The 17,720-nt window shown below is 42.8% G+C and carries 19 protein-coding genes and 1 pseudogene; 8 read left to right on the forward strand and 12 right to left on the reverse strand.

Going from position 1 to position 17,720, the window contains the following annotated elements:
- Window positions 1–26: 26 nt before the first annotated feature.
- Both ACYTXL_RS01220 and ACYTXL_RS01225 read left to right on the forward strand, forming a co-directional pair.
- Window positions 27–689 carry a GIY-YIG nuclease family protein gene (locus ACYTXL_RS01220; RefSeq protein ID WP_461923147.1) on the forward strand — a complete coding sequence of 221 codons (663 nt, stop codon included), beginning with the start codon at window positions 27–29 and terminating at the stop codon, window positions 687–689.
- Between the two features lie 142 nt (window positions 690–831).
- The gene (locus ACYTXL_RS01225; RefSeq protein ID WP_461923148.1) at window positions 832–1,251 is read left to right on the forward strand and encodes a hypothetical protein; all 420 of its coding nucleotides are present in this window, start codon (window positions 832–834) and stop codon (window positions 1,249–1,251) included.
- A gap of 218 nt (window positions 1,252–1,469) precedes the next feature.
- Here ACYTXL_RS01225 and ACYTXL_RS01230 read toward each other — a convergent pair whose 3' ends face one another.
- Window positions 1,470–1,595, reverse strand: a complete 126-nt coding sequence (locus ACYTXL_RS01230) for a hypothetical protein (protein ID WP_461923149.1) — start codon at window positions 1,593–1,595, stop codon at window positions 1,470–1,472.
- A 50-nt stretch (window positions 1,596–1,645) separates the two neighbouring features.
- Between ACYTXL_RS01230 and ACYTXL_RS01235 the strand changes: the two genes are divergently transcribed.
- Window positions 1,646–2,179, forward strand: a complete 534-nt coding sequence (locus ACYTXL_RS01235; protein WP_461922734.1) for a hypothetical protein — start codon at window positions 1,646–1,648, stop codon at window positions 2,177–2,179.
- A 285-nt stretch (window positions 2,180–2,464) separates the two neighbouring features.
- Here the strand turns inward: ACYTXL_RS01235 and ACYTXL_RS01240 are convergent, their stop codons facing one another.
- From ACYTXL_RS01240 to queA, 3 genes are all read right to left on the reverse strand, one after another.
- Window positions 2,465–3,241 carry an ABC transporter ATP-binding protein gene (locus tag ACYTXL_RS01240; RefSeq protein WP_461920897.1) on the reverse strand — a complete coding sequence of 259 codons (777 nt, stop codon included), beginning with the start codon at window positions 3,239–3,241 and terminating at the stop codon, window positions 2,465–2,467.
- A 295-nt stretch (window positions 3,242–3,536) separates the two neighbouring features.
- A complete protein-coding gene (locus ACYTXL_RS01245) occupies window positions 3,537–4,379 on the reverse strand; it encodes a methyltransferase domain-containing protein (RefSeq protein WP_461920898.1) in 843 nt (280 codons plus the stop codon).
- Window positions 4,380–4,831: 452 nt separating this feature from the next.
- Entirely contained in the window at window positions 4,832–6,019 is a 1,188-nt protein-coding gene (gene queA / locus ACYTXL_RS01250) for a tRNA preQ1(34) S-adenosylmethionine ribosyltransferase-isomerase QueA (protein WP_461920899.1), read from the reverse strand.
- 270 nt (window positions 6,020–6,289) lie between these two features.
- Between queA and ACYTXL_RS01255 the strand changes: the two genes are divergently transcribed.
- Window positions 6,290–6,679: a hypothetical protein gene (locus tag ACYTXL_RS01255; RefSeq protein WP_461920900.1), complete on the forward strand. Its 390-nt coding sequence runs from the start codon at window positions 6,290–6,292 to the stop codon at window positions 6,677–6,679.
- 70 nt (window positions 6,680–6,749) lie between these two features.
- Here ACYTXL_RS01255 and ACYTXL_RS01260 read toward each other — a convergent pair whose 3' ends face one another.
- Together ACYTXL_RS01260 and ACYTXL_RS01265 are read right to left on the reverse strand one after the other, a co-directional pair.
- Window positions 6,750–7,292, reverse strand: coding sequence for a YraN family protein (locus tag ACYTXL_RS01260; RefSeq protein ID WP_461920901.1), 543 nt, complete (start codon window positions 7,290–7,292; stop codon window positions 6,750–6,752).
- An 80-nt stretch (window positions 7,293–7,372) separates the two neighbouring features.
- The gene (locus ACYTXL_RS01265) at window positions 7,373–7,558 is read right to left on the reverse strand and encodes a hypothetical protein (RefSeq protein ID WP_461923150.1); all 186 of its coding nucleotides are present in this window, start codon (window positions 7,556–7,558) and stop codon (window positions 7,373–7,375) included.
- Window positions 7,559–7,612: 54 nt separating this feature from the next.
- Between ACYTXL_RS01265 and ACYTXL_RS01270 the strand changes: the two genes are divergently transcribed.
- Both ACYTXL_RS01270 and ACYTXL_RS01275 read left to right on the forward strand, forming a co-directional pair.
- Complete coding sequence (locus tag ACYTXL_RS01270; RefSeq protein ID WP_461920902.1) at window positions 7,613–8,122, forward strand: pentapeptide repeat-containing protein; 510 nt, start codon at window positions 7,613–7,615, stop codon at window positions 8,120–8,122.
- A 399-nt stretch (window positions 8,123–8,521) separates the two neighbouring features.
- The gene (locus ACYTXL_RS01275; protein WP_461920903.1) at window positions 8,522–9,301 is read left to right on the forward strand and encodes a Uma2 family endonuclease; all 780 of its coding nucleotides are present in this window, start codon (window positions 8,522–8,524) and stop codon (window positions 9,299–9,301) included.
- Between the two features lie 106 nt (window positions 9,302–9,407).
- Here ACYTXL_RS01275 and ACYTXL_RS01280 read toward each other — a convergent pair whose 3' ends face one another.
- The 4 genes and pseudogenes from ACYTXL_RS01280 to ACYTXL_RS01295 all read right to left on the reverse strand — a co-directional run bounded on the left by ACYTXL_RS01280 (window position 9,408) and on the right by ACYTXL_RS01295 (window position 13,735).
- Window positions 9,408–9,785 carry an HNH endonuclease gene (locus tag ACYTXL_RS01280; protein ID WP_461920904.1) on the reverse strand — a complete coding sequence of 126 codons (378 nt, stop codon included), beginning with the start codon at window positions 9,783–9,785 and terminating at the stop codon, window positions 9,408–9,410.
- A 141-nt stretch (window positions 9,786–9,926) separates the two neighbouring features.
- Window positions 9,927–10,920, reverse strand: a pseudogene (locus ACYTXL_RS01285) (IS630 family transposase).
- Window positions 10,921–11,085: 165 nt separating this feature from the next.
- The gene (locus ACYTXL_RS01290) at window positions 11,086–11,412 is read right to left on the reverse strand and encodes a helix-turn-helix domain-containing protein (RefSeq protein ID WP_461920905.1); all 327 of its coding nucleotides are present in this window, start codon (window positions 11,410–11,412) and stop codon (window positions 11,086–11,088) included.
- Between the two features lie 547 nt (window positions 11,413–11,959).
- On the reverse strand, window positions 11,960–13,735 hold the full coding sequence (locus ACYTXL_RS01295; RefSeq protein WP_461923151.1) for an N-acetylmuramoyl-L-alanine amidase: 1,776 nt from the start codon (window positions 13,733–13,735) through the stop codon (window positions 11,960–11,962).
- Between the two features lie 84 nt (window positions 13,736–13,819).
- Between ACYTXL_RS01295 and ACYTXL_RS01300 the strand changes: the two genes are divergently transcribed.
- Both ACYTXL_RS01300 and ACYTXL_RS01305 read left to right on the forward strand, forming a co-directional pair.
- Window positions 13,820–15,457 carry a CTP synthase gene (locus ACYTXL_RS01300; RefSeq protein ID WP_461920908.1) on the forward strand — a complete coding sequence of 546 codons (1,638 nt, stop codon included), beginning with the start codon at window positions 13,820–13,822 and terminating at the stop codon, window positions 15,455–15,457.
- Between the two features lie 101 nt (window positions 15,458–15,558).
- A complete protein-coding gene (locus ACYTXL_RS01305) occupies window positions 15,559–15,981 on the forward strand; it encodes a hypothetical protein (protein WP_461920909.1) in 423 nt (140 codons plus the stop codon).
- 49 nt (window positions 15,982–16,030) lie between these two features.
- Here the strand turns inward: ACYTXL_RS01305 and ACYTXL_RS01310 are convergent, their stop codons facing one another.
- A complete protein-coding gene (locus ACYTXL_RS01310; protein WP_461920910.1) occupies window positions 16,031–16,657 on the reverse strand; it encodes a type I restriction endonuclease in 627 nt (208 codons plus the stop codon).
- A 3-nt stretch (window positions 16,658–16,660) separates the two neighbouring features.
- On the reverse strand, window positions 16,661–17,563 hold the full coding sequence (locus tag ACYTXL_RS01315; protein ID WP_461920911.1) for an ROK family protein: 903 nt from the start codon (window positions 17,561–17,563) through the stop codon (window positions 16,661–16,663).
- Between the last annotated feature and the right edge of the window lie 157 nt (window positions 17,564–17,720).

The raw sequence follows: 17,720 nt of genomic DNA on the forward strand, positions 1-17,720 counted from the left end.
AATTAATAACTCGGAGATAAACTGCAATGGAAACTCAGCACAACTCGCCAATTGAACATCAAAATGTCCCTATAAATCACCGTGGACTACATGACTTTTTGTACAGTTCCGACGAGGAACATGCCGCCATTGAGGTGAGTATAACTCCTGAACTGGCAAACGATGGTACAGAAATCATTCACGTTGAGGTTTGGAGTGCAGCTGCTCAGAACGCGAAAATTGCAGGTGTTTACGCCGTATTAAACGCAGAACACCACACGCAGTACATTGGCTATTCTCGGAATGTGTTGCTTTCCCTAAACGGCCATCTTCGCCAAAATGGTGAGCAAAAGTCTGCTTTTGTACGTGTGCAAGCGTTCAAGTTCCCCAAGCGTCAAGAAATGGAAGATTTGCGAGATGCATGGATAGCAGAACTCGAAAACACACCACCTGGTAATGCAACTGATGGCGAAATGTGGGCTAGTACAGTCGGGGAGGCTGCAAAGGCGGTAATGTCAGAGGTTCAACGTCAAGCCTACGAAGAGAAAAAGTTAAAACTGCGCAAAGCAATGGCTGACACAACCCTTTCTAAAGAGTCAGAAACAATAGATGCGAGTGAAGCCGAACGTCAGCGTCAACTTGAAGCGGCGGTGAAAAATGATGACTGGAGTGTAATTATCGACGCACAGACACAGGAAACTAAGTCTTAGGTGTCAATTAAATTAGTTGTATATTTTGACAAATTAGTGTTTATGCGATGATGGCGCACATCTGTGCGCCCCTATGGGGTCATCGTGCTAAAACGAGTTTTTTGTACGCTAAGAGAGTTAGAAGTTGTGTCAACAAAATATAATGAGTCCCATTCGGAAATCTACCATAGTGCTAGGTACAGTAGGCTTCATCCTATTTTCTGTACTTTTGCTTGTCTTTCTACCGTGGAGCTTTAACTTTTTGGGCTACGCACTACCAGGAAAAGGAGGATTACCTTGCCGAGTTTCATACGGTGATCGGGTCTATATTGCTTCAAATAAGTGCATTGGAGTTTTTTCCTACGGGATACAGCTTCCCTGTAGGACAGAGTTAGATTTGATAGATAAAAAGTTGTGGCCGCTTACGCAAGTTGGACAAATACCTACCTTGTTGGGTGAACCCTATCCACTGTTCCTAGATGCTCGTTCTATCAAACAGATCAAGCAATGGACATCAACAGGTGTATTTGTTCGTACTGGCAGTAACTGCTACATTGGCTATAACCTTTCAGGCGGGCCATAAGATTAACATATCGCCCGTGTGGAGATGCTATACCTCCACGCTTGATTAAATAGCAGTTTTCCAAACATTTGCAGATATAAACTCACATCTTGCACCTAACCGAACAAACCCCTAAAAGGCAAATAAGAAGTACAAAATATAACAGAGGATCAATACGAAACTTTAAGTAGACAAAGATTAAAAAGCGACTTGATAGCCGTAATATTACATAAATAGTTTCACAGAAGACAAAATGTAGCGATGACTATTTGCCTGATCCCGTGGTGCGATGGCGTACCCGCCCGCCGAAAGCGATCGCTAACTTTAAACTTTAATTCCAAAATCTGAATTTGCTTTGATAGCACAAAATATGAGAGAAAGGGCGTGAAATATCAAATTTTTTATAGCAAGAACAATGCTTGCCTACGCCCAAGAGCTAGTATACACTCTCAAAGAGTTAATGCCGACCCAATATCAAAAAGATAATTTTGATGCCATGCTGGGATTATTTTTGTCGGCACAAGGGCATCCCTTGCCCGAACACTCTAAAACCAAATCTCCAAGTGCATTGAGTCGGTTTTTAAATATCAATCCTTGGTCAACAAGGGATATGATTCGTATTGTTCGTAGTGATGTATTAGAGACGGTTTTAAAGGTTTCATCAGCATCAGGCAAAGGACGTAGACCATTTTTACAGGTTATCATTGACCTAACAACTCTTGAAAAACGGGGTAAATTCAAAGAGTTTGGGGATTTAATAAGAGTTTATAATGGTAAGCGTCGTTGGCAGATAGAAGGTTGGTTTAAAACTGCAAAGCATCGTTTCGGCTTACATCGTTTTGGGCAAGGTACAATGCTATTGTATATATCGCTGGCTCATCCTTTCTCTGACTGCTTACCTCATAGCTCACTGGACTTATCTCCAAATTCAGTTCCCATCACCGCTTGATTGGGGTCAAGCTGCAAAAACTGCACTTGAATCTATTTTCCCTCAACTAGTCATGTCTCTTCTTTTACTTGATATTGAACGATTAATTCCTCTTACACGTAGTTGTGGTTTTGACATCCATATTTCCAGGTGCAAGATATGAGTAAACCAACCCTAATCTATAGACGCCAGCATGAAGATTGAGGATTAAGATTATTTACAGTTGAAAAGTTAAAATACCTCTGGCAGATTATTGGGAGGTTTTTTGATTATGAAAAATTTAGGATACGATACTATGATTTGATTTTAAACAGCAGAAATGGCACAAACCTGTAATCCTACAGGTGTCTGAATAATCACTGATTCTACACCGAAGACTTGAGCGATCGCATTTGATGTCAGAACTTGTTCAGGTGTACCAATTTCCCAAATATGACCGTGTTTTAATAATGCAATGCGAGAACTATACCGGGCTGCTAAATTCAGTTCGTGTAAAACTGTGACAATAGTTAATTCCTGCTGCTGATTCAGTTCTTTAAGCAGTTCCAATAGTTGCAATTGATAGTTGATATCTAAAAAAGTTGTTGGTTCATCTAATAGTAAAACTTTGGGTTCTTGCGCTAATGCTAAAGCTAAAAAAGCCCGTTGTCTTTCACCGCCTGAGAGTTCTTCGACTAAGCGATCGCTCAATTTTTCTAGTTGCGTCTTTTTAATTGCAGCTTCCACTTTCACCAAATCTTGAGCGTTTAATTCCCATTGCCACCAAGGTTGATGTGGTGTGCGTCCTAAACTTACTAATTGTCGCACTGTTAAGCCAAGGGGAACCGTTTGTTGTTGCGGTAATAATGCTAGTTTCTGGGCAACTATATTTGGGGGTTGAGAGTGAATTGCTTTGCCGTCAAGTAGCACTGTTCCCTGCTGTGGGGTGAGAATACGACTCAGCAATTTGAGTAAAGTAGATTTACCTGAACCGTTAGCACCAACTAAACTCAACCATTCTCCTGTTTGCAGAGTCAGGTTAATGTCTTGAACAATTGGTACTGAGGTGTAACCGCCTGTGAGGTTTTGCAATTTGAGTGGCATTTGCTGAAATTCAAAAATGAAAAAGGAGAAACTTAATTTTACAGGAGTTGAGTGGATTATTTAGCATCCTTATCCATTTACTGAATTTTAGATTTTAAATTTTGGATTTTGGATTGAAGATTCTTGCATCCAAAATTTAAAAAGGTCTGTCCCTTGCGCGTCTCCAAGAGAAGCCTCTGAATTTAAACCGAGAATAAATCTCAAATCCAAAATCTAAGATTAAATGACAGATTTAGTGACTTGATTGCTCTTTTCAATCTAAAATCTAAAATCTAAAATCTAAAATTGTGTTACCCTACTTATTGCCGCACAATAAGCCAAATCGAATTAACCCACGCTGATAACCGCGACGCATTAATCCCAGTGATAATGCCCCTTGAATGGTAGTCCAACCAGCATTTAATAAGCCCCAAAGCGCTTGGGGAGTGAATGCGGAATCAATCACCACATTCCAAAAGGGGGCGACAGCGGTTGACCAATCGGCAGTGCGGATATTATGTAATGGTAGTTGATGTGCGATCGCTTCATACTCTGGCAAAGAAATCACATAAGGCAAACAATACACCCGATAAATATCCTGCAAATGTTTTTGTTCATCCGCCGTTAATATTGACTCATCAGTTGGTCGATGACACCATGTCACCATAATTAACTTACCCCCAGGCTTCAATACTCGGTAGCACTCCTGGAGAAACTTCTTTTTATCTGGCATGTGTTCACCGCTTTCTAGCGACCAAACCAAGTCAAAAGAATTATCAGCAAAAGGCATCTCTTGAGCATTGGCAACCTGAAACTCTGTTCTCAGGCTCAAATTAGCCTCCAATGCGCGTTCTGTTGCTCTAGCGGCTTGTACAGGACTCAGTGTAATTCCTGTAGCCTGAGCATTAAACTTTTCTGCGAGGTATAAAGAACTGCCGCCAATGCCACAACCTACATCTAGGATATTTTCTGCTGCTTCTACTTCTGCCCAATTTAGCAGTTCTTCAATTAAATCAATTTGAGCCTGACGGCGGTCTTTTTTCTGGGTACCGTCGGCGCCATAGTAGCCGTGGTGCATGTGTTCGCCCCAAATCTGTTCCCACAGACCAGAGGAAGCATCGTAAAATTGCTGAATTTGCTCGGAAAGTGTTGCACTCATGAAAAAACCAGTGTTAAGACAAAGCCGAATTCAAAAAAACATCCAGATATAGGCTACCATGTGTGTTTTTTAATTAAATTTTGAATTGTTAACTCCCCTGTCCTTACTAAGGAGAGGAGTTGGGGGTGAGGTTTTGATTGTTTATATTGTTTAGGACTGGTTAAAGTAGGCTGTGGTTCAACTGAGGCAGGGTTAGCGGGCGTTTTCGGAGAAGTTTCTGGTTGATTTGGCGTCTGTGGCTGAGGTGGTTGTACTAAATTACTTGTAGGCTGTGGCGTTTTTACGCTCTAGCTGTAAGGCTTGGCGATAAGTGGCGCGCAGGCTGTATTTGATCTTGTTGTTTGTTGCAAGGCGATGAATCGCAAACCTGTACTTATTTTTAGTTCCTTATAAGTCAGAGTACCCATCACCAAAGAAAAAATTCCAAATTCCCAACTCCTGTACAGACGCGATTAATCGCGTCTCTCCAAACTCCCCACTCCCACAGCTTCTGGCAAAATTAACATGGCATCACCGAATGAATAAAAACGATAGCCAAAAGCGATCGCTTCGTTGTATATATTCAATAACCGTTGTCTGCCAATTAGCGCACTTACCAACATCAGCAAACTGGAACGCGGTAGGTGAAAATTGGTAATTAAACCATCCACTACCCGCCATTGGTAGCCCGGATAAATAAACAAATCCGTTTTACCGCAAAATGGTTGTAAATTACCAGATTCAGCCGCCCCTTCTAAAGCCCGTACTGCCGTTGTTCCTACAGCAATAATCCGACCGCCAGCTGCTTTAGTGGCGCGGATTTGCTCTACTGTGGCTCTTGGGACTTCAATCCATTCTTCATGCATCTGATGGGTAGTTACGTCCTTCACTTCCACAGGGCGAAATGTGCCAACACCAACATGTAGCGTCACAAAAGCTTGATTGATATTGCGATCGCGCAACTTTTGTAATAATTCTTTTGTAAAATGTAATCCGGCTGTCGGAGCTGCGATCGCTCCTGGCTCTTTAGCATAAACTGTCTGATACTGATCATCAGCAGCTTTTGAGGCAGTGATGTACGGTGGTAGTGGTACTTCACCAAATACCTCTAACAGTTGGACCAAAGACTTTCCCTCTGGCACATTAAATTGCAACAAACGCCCCCCGGTGGCTGCGTCTGTTTCTAGAACCGTAGCCGTGAGAAGGTGAGGGGATGAAGAGGATGAGGTAAAATTTTCTCCCCCATCTCCCCCATCTCCCCCATCTAGCCTTGGTTGAAAAATAATCTTCGCTCCCTGCTTGAAGCTTTTTCCTGGCTTAACTAAAGCTAACCAACAGTTATACTGACGTTCTTCCAACAGCAACACCTGGATTTTAGCACCAGTAGATTTATGTCCATAAAGTCGCGCTGGAATAACTTTTGTATTGTTCATAACCAACAAATCACCAGAGCGCAGCAGTGCAGGCAAATCATGGAAAATGTGGTGCAGGGTTGCTGTTTCGGTGCCTGTATTGGGAGAATTAACCACCAGTAACCGCGAACTATCTCTAGGAACTGCTGGGTTTTGGGCAATCAGTTCTGGAGATAGTTTGTAGTCATAGCCAGCTACCGAACAATCTAATTCAAAATCTTTTCCTTGTGTGCCAGAGGTGTCTTTCAAATTGACTTCTACTAGTTTTTGCTTTATTTAGTATTTATACTCTCTTAAAAAAGCTGGTTTGAGTTTTCCTTCTAAAAGAACTTTAAAGCATCTTCGCTCAGTTTTCTCGCTTGGCTATAAGATTGGTACTATTAAGTAACACGGAAAATTAACATAAAAATTGGGTAAACCTCCCCATATAAAAACGGGGGCTTTTACCCTAGCGTGAACAGGCATTGATTGACGAATATAGATATGTAGGATTGGCTTTGATCCCAAGCACCAACAAACATGGAATACTTGTACTATCTGGCAAATGCCAGTCTAACCCTGAGGGTCGTTCAACACCTGCACGCTAGACCCCAGACACCAGTTTCTTTCGTCACCGTAATTCATCAAATTGATGGCTGGGTGGTTAGGATCAAACTCAAAGGTCAAGTCTCGCATCAAGAGGATGGCGACTTTCGCGCTTTTCTAAATGAATTAGGAATTAGCTACGAGCCGCCAATGAGGGTGCAAATGGCACTTTGGAGTTTGGAAGCGGGACAGTGCCCTGTGGACGTGATGCGTCGCTATCAGGTTGCGATCGTCTCTCATGGTAGTCCAGAGAGAGATGAAATCGAGGCCTTCCGCCAACAGTTTGTCCGAGGCTTAGGCTATTGCCCAGAAACTTTGGCGTGATCCTATTTGGTTGTCAGGTCACTACAAGATTATTGGTCATTGGTAATCAAGATATTTTATCGATTACCGATTAACCATTATCAATTGAAGAGTCGAAAGCTGCAAGAATGTATTCTTGCAGCTTAAACTTGTATCCGGCTGCTGATGAAGTAGCTAGAGCGGACTGGGTTGCTGTAACCCCAGTCAGATTTTTTGATATCCTTTGACAATAGACAATAGCAACATCAAATCGGCAAGAATAATCTGCCTTCTCAGGGTACTGGGCTAAAAACATTCCAGCTGTGCGCGAGATTTTTGCTTGCTTTTGTGGGGTGATAGCGCTTCTTCCCCCTGCATCCCAACTACCTGAGCTGCGGGTTTTGACTTCCACAAATGCTAGTAATGAGTGGGGAGTGGGGAGTCGGCTTGCCGTGAGCGTAGCCGAATGGGAGTCGGGAGTCGGGTATTCTCCCCTGCTACCCTGCTTTTTCCCAGTTACTCCATCATATTCAGCAATAATATCGATTTCTCCCCAGCGACTAGAAAAGCGACGATGGAGAATCATCCAACCTGTAGATTGCAACCATTGGGCTACTAGGTCTTCTCCTAATTGACCACTATTTGTACAATGCATATAAACTTTAGTATAGTATTCTGGGTTATTTAATGACTTAATTCAACAGGAAAATAAGAGTTTCTAGCAGTTAACCAAAATCATATTTCCATAATCTCCTTATTCTTCCCTTCTAACATCAGTTTTGTAAGTCTTTCGTATTTCTCCCCCATTCCCAGCGTATCCCACTGGATAGCTTGAAGTCGTGCGAAGGCAACGTTCAAATCGTCATATGAACTTGAATTAGTATTCGTAAAAATATTTTTAAAGGATTTTTGCGCTAACATCTCTCACTCAAGGATAATGAAATGGAGGAGAGTTCGCCATTGGCTAAAAATAGCATGAATTCTAAGTTAAGCGCCCGAATTTGGGCAAGCATACTCAGCTTATTCCTGTGGGGAATAGTTGCCATCACCGCAACAGTCGGTTTTGCTCCCACAGCTTTGGCACTCGAATATAATAAAGAAATTTTGGTCGAGGCTGATTTCTCAGGACGTGATTTAACAGACTCCAGCTTTACCAAAGCTAATCTTCGCCAGAGCAACTTCAGCCACGCTAATTTGCAGGGTGTCAGTTTCTTTGCAGCAAATTTGGAGTCTGCAAATTTGGAAAGTTCTGACTTAAGAAATGCTACTTTAGACTCAGCTCGTTTAGTCAGAGCAAATTTGACAAATGCACTGTTGGAGGGTGCCTTTGCTGCTAACGCCAGATTTGATGGTGCAATTATTGACGGGGCAGATTTTACTGATGCGCTGCTGCGTTCCGATGAGCAAAAAAAATTGTGCAAACTTGCCAAAGGAACTAATCCCATTACCGGACGAGATACGCGTGACACCTTGTTTTGTCCTTAGTATTTTATACCTGGGCATTGGGCATTGGGCACTTGTACTGACTTGTACTGAGCGGCGTCGTTGGCGCAGCCTCTCATAGAGAAGTATTGGGCATTGGTTATTTCCTCTCTGCTCCTCTGCTCCCCATTTCCTGCTTATAAAATAGTGATATATCTTTGTGCATCTTGGGCGATCGCACTGCCATTATTCCAGAAAATAGCGATCGCTCTCACCATGCCACCTATTTTAAAAGACATGGACTTTCAAAATATCAGATTTCATATATTTCTACCCGCAATCAAAGGGGTTCTGGCAGGGTAAAAGCACTGAAATCCAGATATAACAAGGTGTTATACTAGTTAGTAACACCTTATGGGAAACGTCAAGCATTAAACAAATAGCTGCAATACTTTTCAAAGTATGAGTGAAAGACTTGCTGATATTGCCATACCACCCCAGTTTCCCGATCACACTCAACTACCAGAGTCTGATGGTACTTTTGTGAAAAATTTTCAAGAGCATCCCCAAACCATCATTCTCACAGACTCAATTGCTGAAGTTTTGCAACGCCTACATCCAAATGGACAGTATTGCATTGGTCAAGATTGTGGTATTTATTGGCGAGAGACTGAACCACCAGAAAAAGGAGCAGCAGCACCCGACTGGTTTTATGTCCCTGGTGTACCAGCAAGGCTAGATGGCAAAAACCGTCGCTCCTATGTTTTGTGGCGGGAATACATACCGCCATTGATTGCCATAGAACTAGCTAGTGGTAATGGCGATGAAGAACGAGATATCACTCCTTTACCTCTAGCTGGTAGTCGGGAAGGCGCAAAACCGGGTAAATTCTGGGTATATGAGCGAATAATCCGAATTCCCTACTATGCGATTTATGAAATTAGTAATGGCAAACTGGAGGTTTATCACTTGGTAGATTTTTCTTACCACAAGATGCAGCCTAATGAGCGAGGCCACTACCCAATTCCTCCTTTAGGAGTAGAACTAGGCTTATGGCAGGGAAGCTACTTGAATAATCCTGAGCAATTTTGGTTACGCTGGTGGGATTTAGAGGGAAATTTATTACTGATTGGTAAAGAAGAAGCTAACTTGCAAAGGCAAAGAGCCGAGCAAGCAGAACGAAAAGCTGCACAATTAGCAGAACGGCTCAGGGCAATGGGTATCGATCCAGATGTAGAGTAATATTTAGTGACATACTCCTACACTGACAGAGTACAGTACCGTGGGTAGGGTCGAGGTGTGCATTACTGCATTACCCCTCCCATTCGGAACCGTGCTTGCAGTTAAACTAAGCAATTCCCTCACAGGAACTACTCGTCTTCAGAACCGTGCGTGACACTTTTGCGTCACACGGCTCCTCTGTATTTTGACCTGTGACATAGGTACTTCTAGCCTGGGATTTGGTATCCGTTGCTGTTTTCGCGTCGTGACAATGCCTGTGGATTAGTTGCAGATTGGTGTAAATGTCCTTGCCTCCTTGTGAGCGAGGGGTTATGTGGTCAACCTCAACTAGGTCAACAGAGCGAATATATAGATGGCAGTGTGGACACTTCCCTTTTTGCGCCTTCATTAGCTTGGCAACTCTTGTTGGCGTTTCTGGGTGAGTTCCTCGACGGGCGCTCCAATACGCCCAGTCTCCATTGAAGGGGCTTATATTGCCTTTCACGAACTTTCATTTTACTCAATTGGTACAGTAGGAATGGTTTCTCATCGGTTGCTGAACAAAGACCGATCGCAACATTGAGCAGGGACTATAGCGGTATGCACTTGGATGAGATACGAACTTGTGTACTAAAGAATTGATGTACTAAATAGAGGAGTGAGGAGAAAAACTTGAGTCTGGTTCTAAATATTCAGTCAGACAGTAGCAACAATGAGTAAACCAGTGATGAATATCTTTCCAAGAGACCCTTTGAAAAGCTGTGTCAATAGCTTGAGCTAAGTCATCATAGGTACGAGGAGCAATGGAACGAATAAACTCTTTCACTTTCGACCAACAGTTTTCAATGGGAGAGAAGTCAGGGGAGTAGGAAGAGAGAAAGTGTAAAGTAGCACCTGCTTGTTCTAGAATAGGACGTAAAAATGCTTGTTGATGAATAGAGGCGTTATCCATGACTACACAGCACACGAACAAAGATTGGGTACTAATCGCTGAGAGATAAAAGCTTCAAAAGTTAAGCCATCTATTGCTCCTACAATTGCAATGGAAGCGACAACACCCCGTAATCCAATTGCACCAATGAGGCTAATATTTCGTCCTCGTTGTTGAGGGCAGGTTCCATAAGCTCTTTGTCCTGATAATGCCCGTCCAAATCGGCGAGTCATTCCTAAATTTACCCCGGCTTCATCTACGAAGACTAAATCTTCCACCGGTAACATGGTCATTTCTTGTCGGTATTCTCTGCGTAAGTTTTGCACTCGCTCTGTGTGCCTTTCACTTGCCTGCAACGTTTTTTTTTACGGGTCAATTCTAAACGAGTCAATACACGACTAATAGTGGAATTACTTACCTCGACCTGAGTCTCTTCATACAGTTGTTCTTTCAACTCTTCTAGGGTAGCATCATTCTTTTGCTCTACTAGTTCTCCCAGCGCTATGATATTCTCTGGACTCAGTTTTAGGCTCTGACCATCTCCATGACTCTTAGCTTCTATTGTCCCCTTTTCTCTGTATTGTTTTAGTAGTTTATATATAAAACTTAGAGCAACTCGGAATCGTTTTGCTAACTTGCGTTGAGATATAGATTCCTGCTTGTATGTTTCTATTATTTTCTGCCGCAAATCTAAGTAATATGCTTTCATTACTGACAGTTTTTACTTATTTTCTCTCTATAGTACATTTGATTGTATCTCACTCAAGTGAAAACCGCTATAGTTAAAAAATAGCGAGCGCTGAATATTGACGCTGCCGAAGAATATTCAAAAGTAGACTTATGAAAAAGCACACGCATTTCTGGAATAATTTTATTAACAGACTACTGTTGTACGTCCGATTGGGCGATTTTCAGGTTTGGGTTTAATCGTCATTTCTACATCATTACCAAAACTATTCAAATAGCTAATCAATCTATCAATTGAAAACCCGCTTAATCGTCCTCTAATTAATGAATAAACTTTAGGCTGATCAATTCCTAAAATTTCACCAGCTTGCACTTGTGTTAATTTCCGAGCAGCAATTATCTCACTAATTTTACGGGCAAGTTCGGCTTTGACTAATCTTTCTTCGGGATTAGGTAATCCTAAATCAGCAAACACATTCCCACTACTAATGTAAACATTATTTTCGTTGCTCATTTTTTACCCCGTTCTTTTTAGCTGTTTCCGTTGAATAATCTTCCTAAGCGTCTTTTAATCTCTTTCTTGGTCATAGGGACTTCCAAGAAATATAATTACTACTACTTGTGGGGTGGGCGACACGAGAGCCTTTGGTTACTGGGCGGGCGAGACGCCCACCCCACAATAAATAGTTGGATATTTTTTTATTTGGAAGTCCCATAACTAATTTTCATCGCGTCACTTTCCTTAAAAATAAAATGTATACACAGTAATCACTACAATCTCTGTCTCGCTTTCGGCAATGATTCGCGTATTTCCTTAATTTGCTTAGGTTCTAGCGGTTCAATCTCAGACAAACACAGACTGTCGAATTCCCGCAATGTAGTTTGATCTATCAGTCCAGCCTTGTGCAGCCCCGTAACCGTTTCGTGAACGGCTTCAAGAATCGCTGATTTCTTCTTCGCCATCGCAAATTACCTCCATCAATTCATCTTCCAGCTTGGCCTTTTCGAGATCCTCTAGCGATCGCACTCCACCAAATACAACACTAGTTGTACCTCCAAATTTATCTCACACTCCTAAACCACTCAGTAATTCCTTGAGCGATCGCATTTGCCGTTTTCTTCTGTACCTCTGGGTTCACTATCTGCTCAAATTCATCGGGATTGCTCATAAAACCCAATTCCAGCAACACTGATGGCGCAGCTGTCGGACGTGTCAGCGCTAGGTTATCCCAAAACACACCATAAGAAGGTCTAGCAAGTTTTTTGACTACGTATTTCTGTAAAAATATTGCGAGGTTATGAGCTTGGGGTTGATACCAAAAAGCGGCGAATCCCTTAATCTTTTCGGCATCGCCATCATCGGGTAGGGAGTTGTGATGGATGGAAATAGCGATCGTAGGTTCTTCTTGACTGATAATTGCCTGACGTTCTACTAGGGAAAGTTCGCGATCGTCCTCCCGCGTCATCACCACCGTTGCTCCTCGTTTCACCAACTCATCCCGCAGCAACTTAGATACCACCAAATTCACATCTTTTTCTAAATATCCAGTTGGGCCACTGGCACCAGTTTCTTTACCGCCATGCCCTGGATCTAGTACAATCTTAAAATTAGCTAAAGGCTTGCGTTTTGTGTTGCCGATTTGAGGCGGATGACGCAAAGCCAAAACCAGGGTTGTACCGTCGTATCTTAGCTTATATCCCCACTGTTGAGGTTTTTTGAGGTTAAAGGTGTATTTTACTTGTCCTGGAGCTTTCTGTTGCCAATCTAGGCGAGAAATTAGGGGGTCATCATCCAGGCGAATAATGTCCGTTTGGGCAGTGGTATTGTAGAGAGTGAGAGCGATCGCCTGCTCACTTTGTTGCACACTCACAGGCACGGGAACTTGCAAGGGGAAAACTATCTCTGTCGCACCAGGGAGTTGACGGTATCCAACACTGCGAATTATTGTCTGTGGCTCAATTGCACCAGGTAAAATGCGCGTTTCTTGACTATTAATCCAAGCGCCATAGTCTAGGCGCAACCATTCACCTTCCCTACCTGTAACTGTTGCGCGTGTGCCTTTGGGCAGTGGTGTGAGTCGAGAATAATCGCTGTTTGGGCCAGTACGAGCAACGCCTGCGTCTGCCATAATCTCAGCAACTGGCAACTCTGCTCTTGAGAGGATTTGAATCTTACCAGATCCTGGCTGAGTTATTGTCTTGCCATTGAGCGTCAATTGAAACTGAGGTTGCCCCAGATCGGCAGCTGCTGCTACTGTGGTGCAACCTTGATAATTGCCTACGCTAGACTGGGCATAAGGCTGATTTTGCCCGGTCAGAATTGCCAAATTACTTGGTAGTTGTGCTTGTTGAGGTTGGGGTAAAAGGGCAATAGTTTGATTAGCCAATTTAACAGAGACATTGGCCTTAGGGGGTGCGACCCCTTGAGGAAGTTTCGCTAACGCGCTAAAACAAATTAGTTCTCCTGGTAGTCTGGCAATGTCAGCAGCAGGAGTCAGGGAATCTTTAGCAAAGCCTAACCCCTGTGGTAGTTCAGGGCTAGTGGTAAGCCTTGTCACTTTAATCTGGAGTTCTTGATTGTCGTGACGTACAGTAAAAAGATTCTCCCCCAACTGCAAGGGGAAACTAGGGGAAAAATGACCAGCTTTGCTGCGGGTAATTGGCTTACTATTGATCAAAACCTGACCATCTGGTGGTGCAGTGCCCAGAAAGAAGATTTTTTCGGCACTTGTCTGGTAGTTTGTTTGGGGAAAAATGACTATAAGAGATGGCTGTGCCAATGCGATCGAGGAGGAGAGAATAAAGCCTAATATTACTAATCCTAAAAGGTTTTTCACTGCAAATCACAGAAAATTACACCACAATAACTGTGGCACAATGACGGGATGTATTTTTAGAAGTTGTTAGAAATTCAAACTACTATGACTAAGTTTATCTTTGTAACTGGAGGCGTAGTTTCCAGTATTGGTAAAGGCATTGTAGCAGCAAGTCTAGGGCGTTTGCTCAAGTCGCGCGAATATTCGGTGTCGATTCTCAAACTCGACCCTTATATCAATATCGATCCTGGCACAATGAGTCCCTTTCAGCATGGGGAAGTATTCGTTACCCAGGATGGTGCGGAGACAGATTTGGACTTGGGGCATTACGAACGCTTTACCGATACCTCAATGTCGCGCTTAAACTGTGTTACTACTGGCTCGATTTACCAGGCAGTTATCAATAAAGAGCGACGCGGAGACTACAATGGCGGTACTGTACAGGTAATTCCTCATATTACTAATGAAATAAAAGATCGGATTCTGCGAGTTGCTAAAAGTACAAATCCCTCGGTAGTGATTACAGAAATCGGCGGTACGGTGGGAGATATTGAATCACTGCCATTTTTGGAAGCAATTCGCCAGTTCCGCAAAGAGGTGGGACGGCAGAATGTGTTGTATATGCACGTAACGCTGGTACCGTGGATTGCCTCTGCGGGTGAGATGAAAACTAAGCCAACCCAGCATTCAGTTAAGGAACTAAGATCCATTGGCATTCAACCAGATATTTTAGTTTGTCGCAGCGATCGCCCCTTACCCAAAGGATTAAAACAAAAATTGTCGGGTTTTTGCGATGTGGCGGAAGAATGTGTGATCACTTCCCAAGATGCCAAAAGTATCTATGAAGTACCGCTAAATCTGGAATGGGAAGGAATGGCAGAACAAGTGCTGAACTTGCTGCAAATGGAACAACGCAAACCAGATTTGACGCAGTGGCAAACCCTAGTAAAACGGTTACATAGTCCCAAGCACGAGGTAGAAATTGCCATTGTCGGGAAATATGTGCAGTTAAGTGATGCTTATCTATCTGTAGTGGAAGCACTAAACCATGCTGCCATCTCCACTTATGGCAAACTGCGCCTGCGTTGGGTGAACTCAGAAGATTTGGAAACTGAACCAGCCGAAACTCATCTTAAAGGTGTCGATGGTGTGATTGTACCAGGAGGTTTTGGTGTTCGGGGAGTAGATGGCAAAATTGCCGCCATTAAATACGCGCGCGATCGCCAAATCCCCTTTTTGGGTTTATGCCTGGGAATGCAATGTTCTGTGATTGAATGGGCTAGGCACGTAGGCGGATTAACAGATGCCAATAGTGCTGAATTTGACCCCTATACAATTGATCCGGTGATTAATTTATTGCCAGGACAGCAGGAAGTAGTGGATTTAGGGGGTACAATGCGCTTGGGGCTATATCCTTGTCGTGTTATACCTGATACTCTGGCTTTCAAGCTTTATCGAGAAGATGTAATTTATGAACGACATCGACATCGATATGAGTTCAACAATGATTACCGCGATCTGTTATTGAAGTCTGGCTATGTGATCAGTGGTACTTCTCCCGATGGACAGTTAGTTGAAATTGTGGAATTACCCAAGCACCCATTCTTTCTTGCTTGCCAATTCCATCCAGAATTTCAATCGCGCCCCAGTACCCCTCATCCCTTATTTAAAGGGTTCATTCAAACAGCGATCGCTCTTTCGATCTCGACATCTGGTAAACCTACACCATTGGAGGTGTCATAAAAATTCATAATTGATAATTAATTGCAACATTAACTTAAGACTTTAGCAGATTTGGACATCCAGGGTGCATCATTCGTAAATTTCGGACTTGAGGAGATGTTGTGGCGTACTGGGTGAAAATCCTTTACGAAAGGAGAGAATATGTAGTGAATTTTGAGGGTGTCCATGCTTTTTGTTATGAAGTGAATGGCAGAGTTACTTTTTGGCTACCCGATAGTGCCATTCCTATAGTGATTAACCCGCAAAGTAACTTGGAAGATTATCAAAAGATTCTTGATTATTTAGAATGTGTGACGGCGTTGGAATTAGATCACGCCCACTGGGTGAAAATTATTTACGAAAAAAATGAATATGTAATTAATCTCAACTGCATCAGTTCCTTTTGTCATGAACCGAACGGCAGGATAACTTTTTGGTTGCCAGATGGCACTATTCCGATCATCATCAACCCTGTGAGTAATCCTGAATCATATCAAAAAGTGGTGCAATACGTTAAGAAAGCAACAGGATATTCTTTTTCTTAGTGTCAATTCATGCACCTTATAAAAATTGCAGGTGATTAAATCCACAATTCTAAATAACGATTAATTCTCCCAGCCGCTTCAATATACTGAGTACTTGGTGTAGTTCGGAATCACGTTCAATTGATAGCGCATCAGATCCGGTATACCAAGGATATTCTTGTTGAATCAATTTGACAAAAACAAATTCCCTTCCGTTGATTAGTAAACCAAAAGTTGGTTGTGCAGGATTTGGACGATCAAGCATATAAGCAAGTGCTTGAGGTAGGGCTGTCATCACATCAAATTTACTGCTTTTAGATTCGATCACAAGTACCCAAAAACGTTTTTGGATGACAAGAACATCAATATTTCCTTTAACGATAAAGCTTTCGTCTTTAGCAGAAATCTCCACAGAAGTCTCGGTTTCAATCTCAAAAGGAAGTTGATAAAACCCAGCTAGATCGAGTAAAGGAGACAGCACTACCATCTTTACCGCCTCTTCTGACATCAGACGATGCTTATTCAAGTTTAAATAGTTGCTTTTGACTCGCGCGATCGCTTGCTTTTCATTATCAGTTAGAGTTGCTAAATTTTCTGTCCATTCTGTAAATAAGTTGGTGTCTGTGGCAAGTTGCAAACCAAATTTTTCTTCTAATTCGTAAAGACTGATGTCTCTAGCTGGGATTATTTGAACCATAATCTAAAATCCCGAATAGTGTTGCCATGCCAACTTTGCTGCACCTACTATCCCAGCAAAATTGCCTAACTCTGCTGGCAATATTTGTAACCCCACCCGTGATAAAGGCTGCACTCGCTTCTCAATTTCTGCCTTCACTGCTGGTAAGAAAAATTCAAAGCTGCCACTTATGCCGCCACCAATGATGATCGCTTGCGGTGTGAGTACATAAATCAAACTCGTTAAACCAATTCCCAAATTATTACCATATTCTTGCCAAAAAGTCAAGGCTGCGTCATCTCCTTGTTGGGCAAGAAAACCCAATTCGGCGGGTTCCTTGAGAGTGCGGCGGCGAATCGCAGTCGCAGAGGCATATTGTTCCAAAGAGCCTTGATTGCCACTATTACAAATTGGCCCATCAGGATTTAATGAAATTAAACCCAATTCCCCGGCGGCTCCTTGATGTCCAATAAATAGTTTGCCATTGAGGATAATTGCACCACCAACCCCAGTTCCTAAAGTTAGCAGAATCAGATTTTGAAAGTGGCGACCGGCTCCCAGCCAAGCTTCTCCCAAAAGAGCGCAATTTGCATCATTAGCGATCGCAGTCGGTTTACCAGTTTTAGCTTCTAGCCAGTCTGCTAAAGGCACATCGCGCCATCCAGGTAAGTTAATCGCAATTTTGGCAATACGTCCTGTTGCATCGGCAGGTCCTGGAGTACCAACACCAATAGCAACAGCTTGATTCTCTGGATCAATTTGAGCGATCGCATCTACTAGCACCGCCACCACCGCCTCTGGTGTTGTCGGTTGGGGAGCTACCAAAGTCAAAGATAAGAGACAAGTACCATCAGATGTAAAACGTCCCAGCTTAATTGCTGTTCCCCCCACATCAATGCCAATCACTTGAATTTTGTCATTTGTCATTTGTCATTGGGTACTTGTACTGAGCGAAGTCGAAGTATTGGGTACTTGTACTGAGCGAAGTCGAAGTATTGGGTATTGGTGAACTGCTATTCCCTATTATTGGGTGCGAGTCGTTTTCCGTTTTCATCCCCCATCTGTTCGCGCAGCGTCTGCCGTT

This window comes from Nostoc sp., assembly GCF_054880495.1.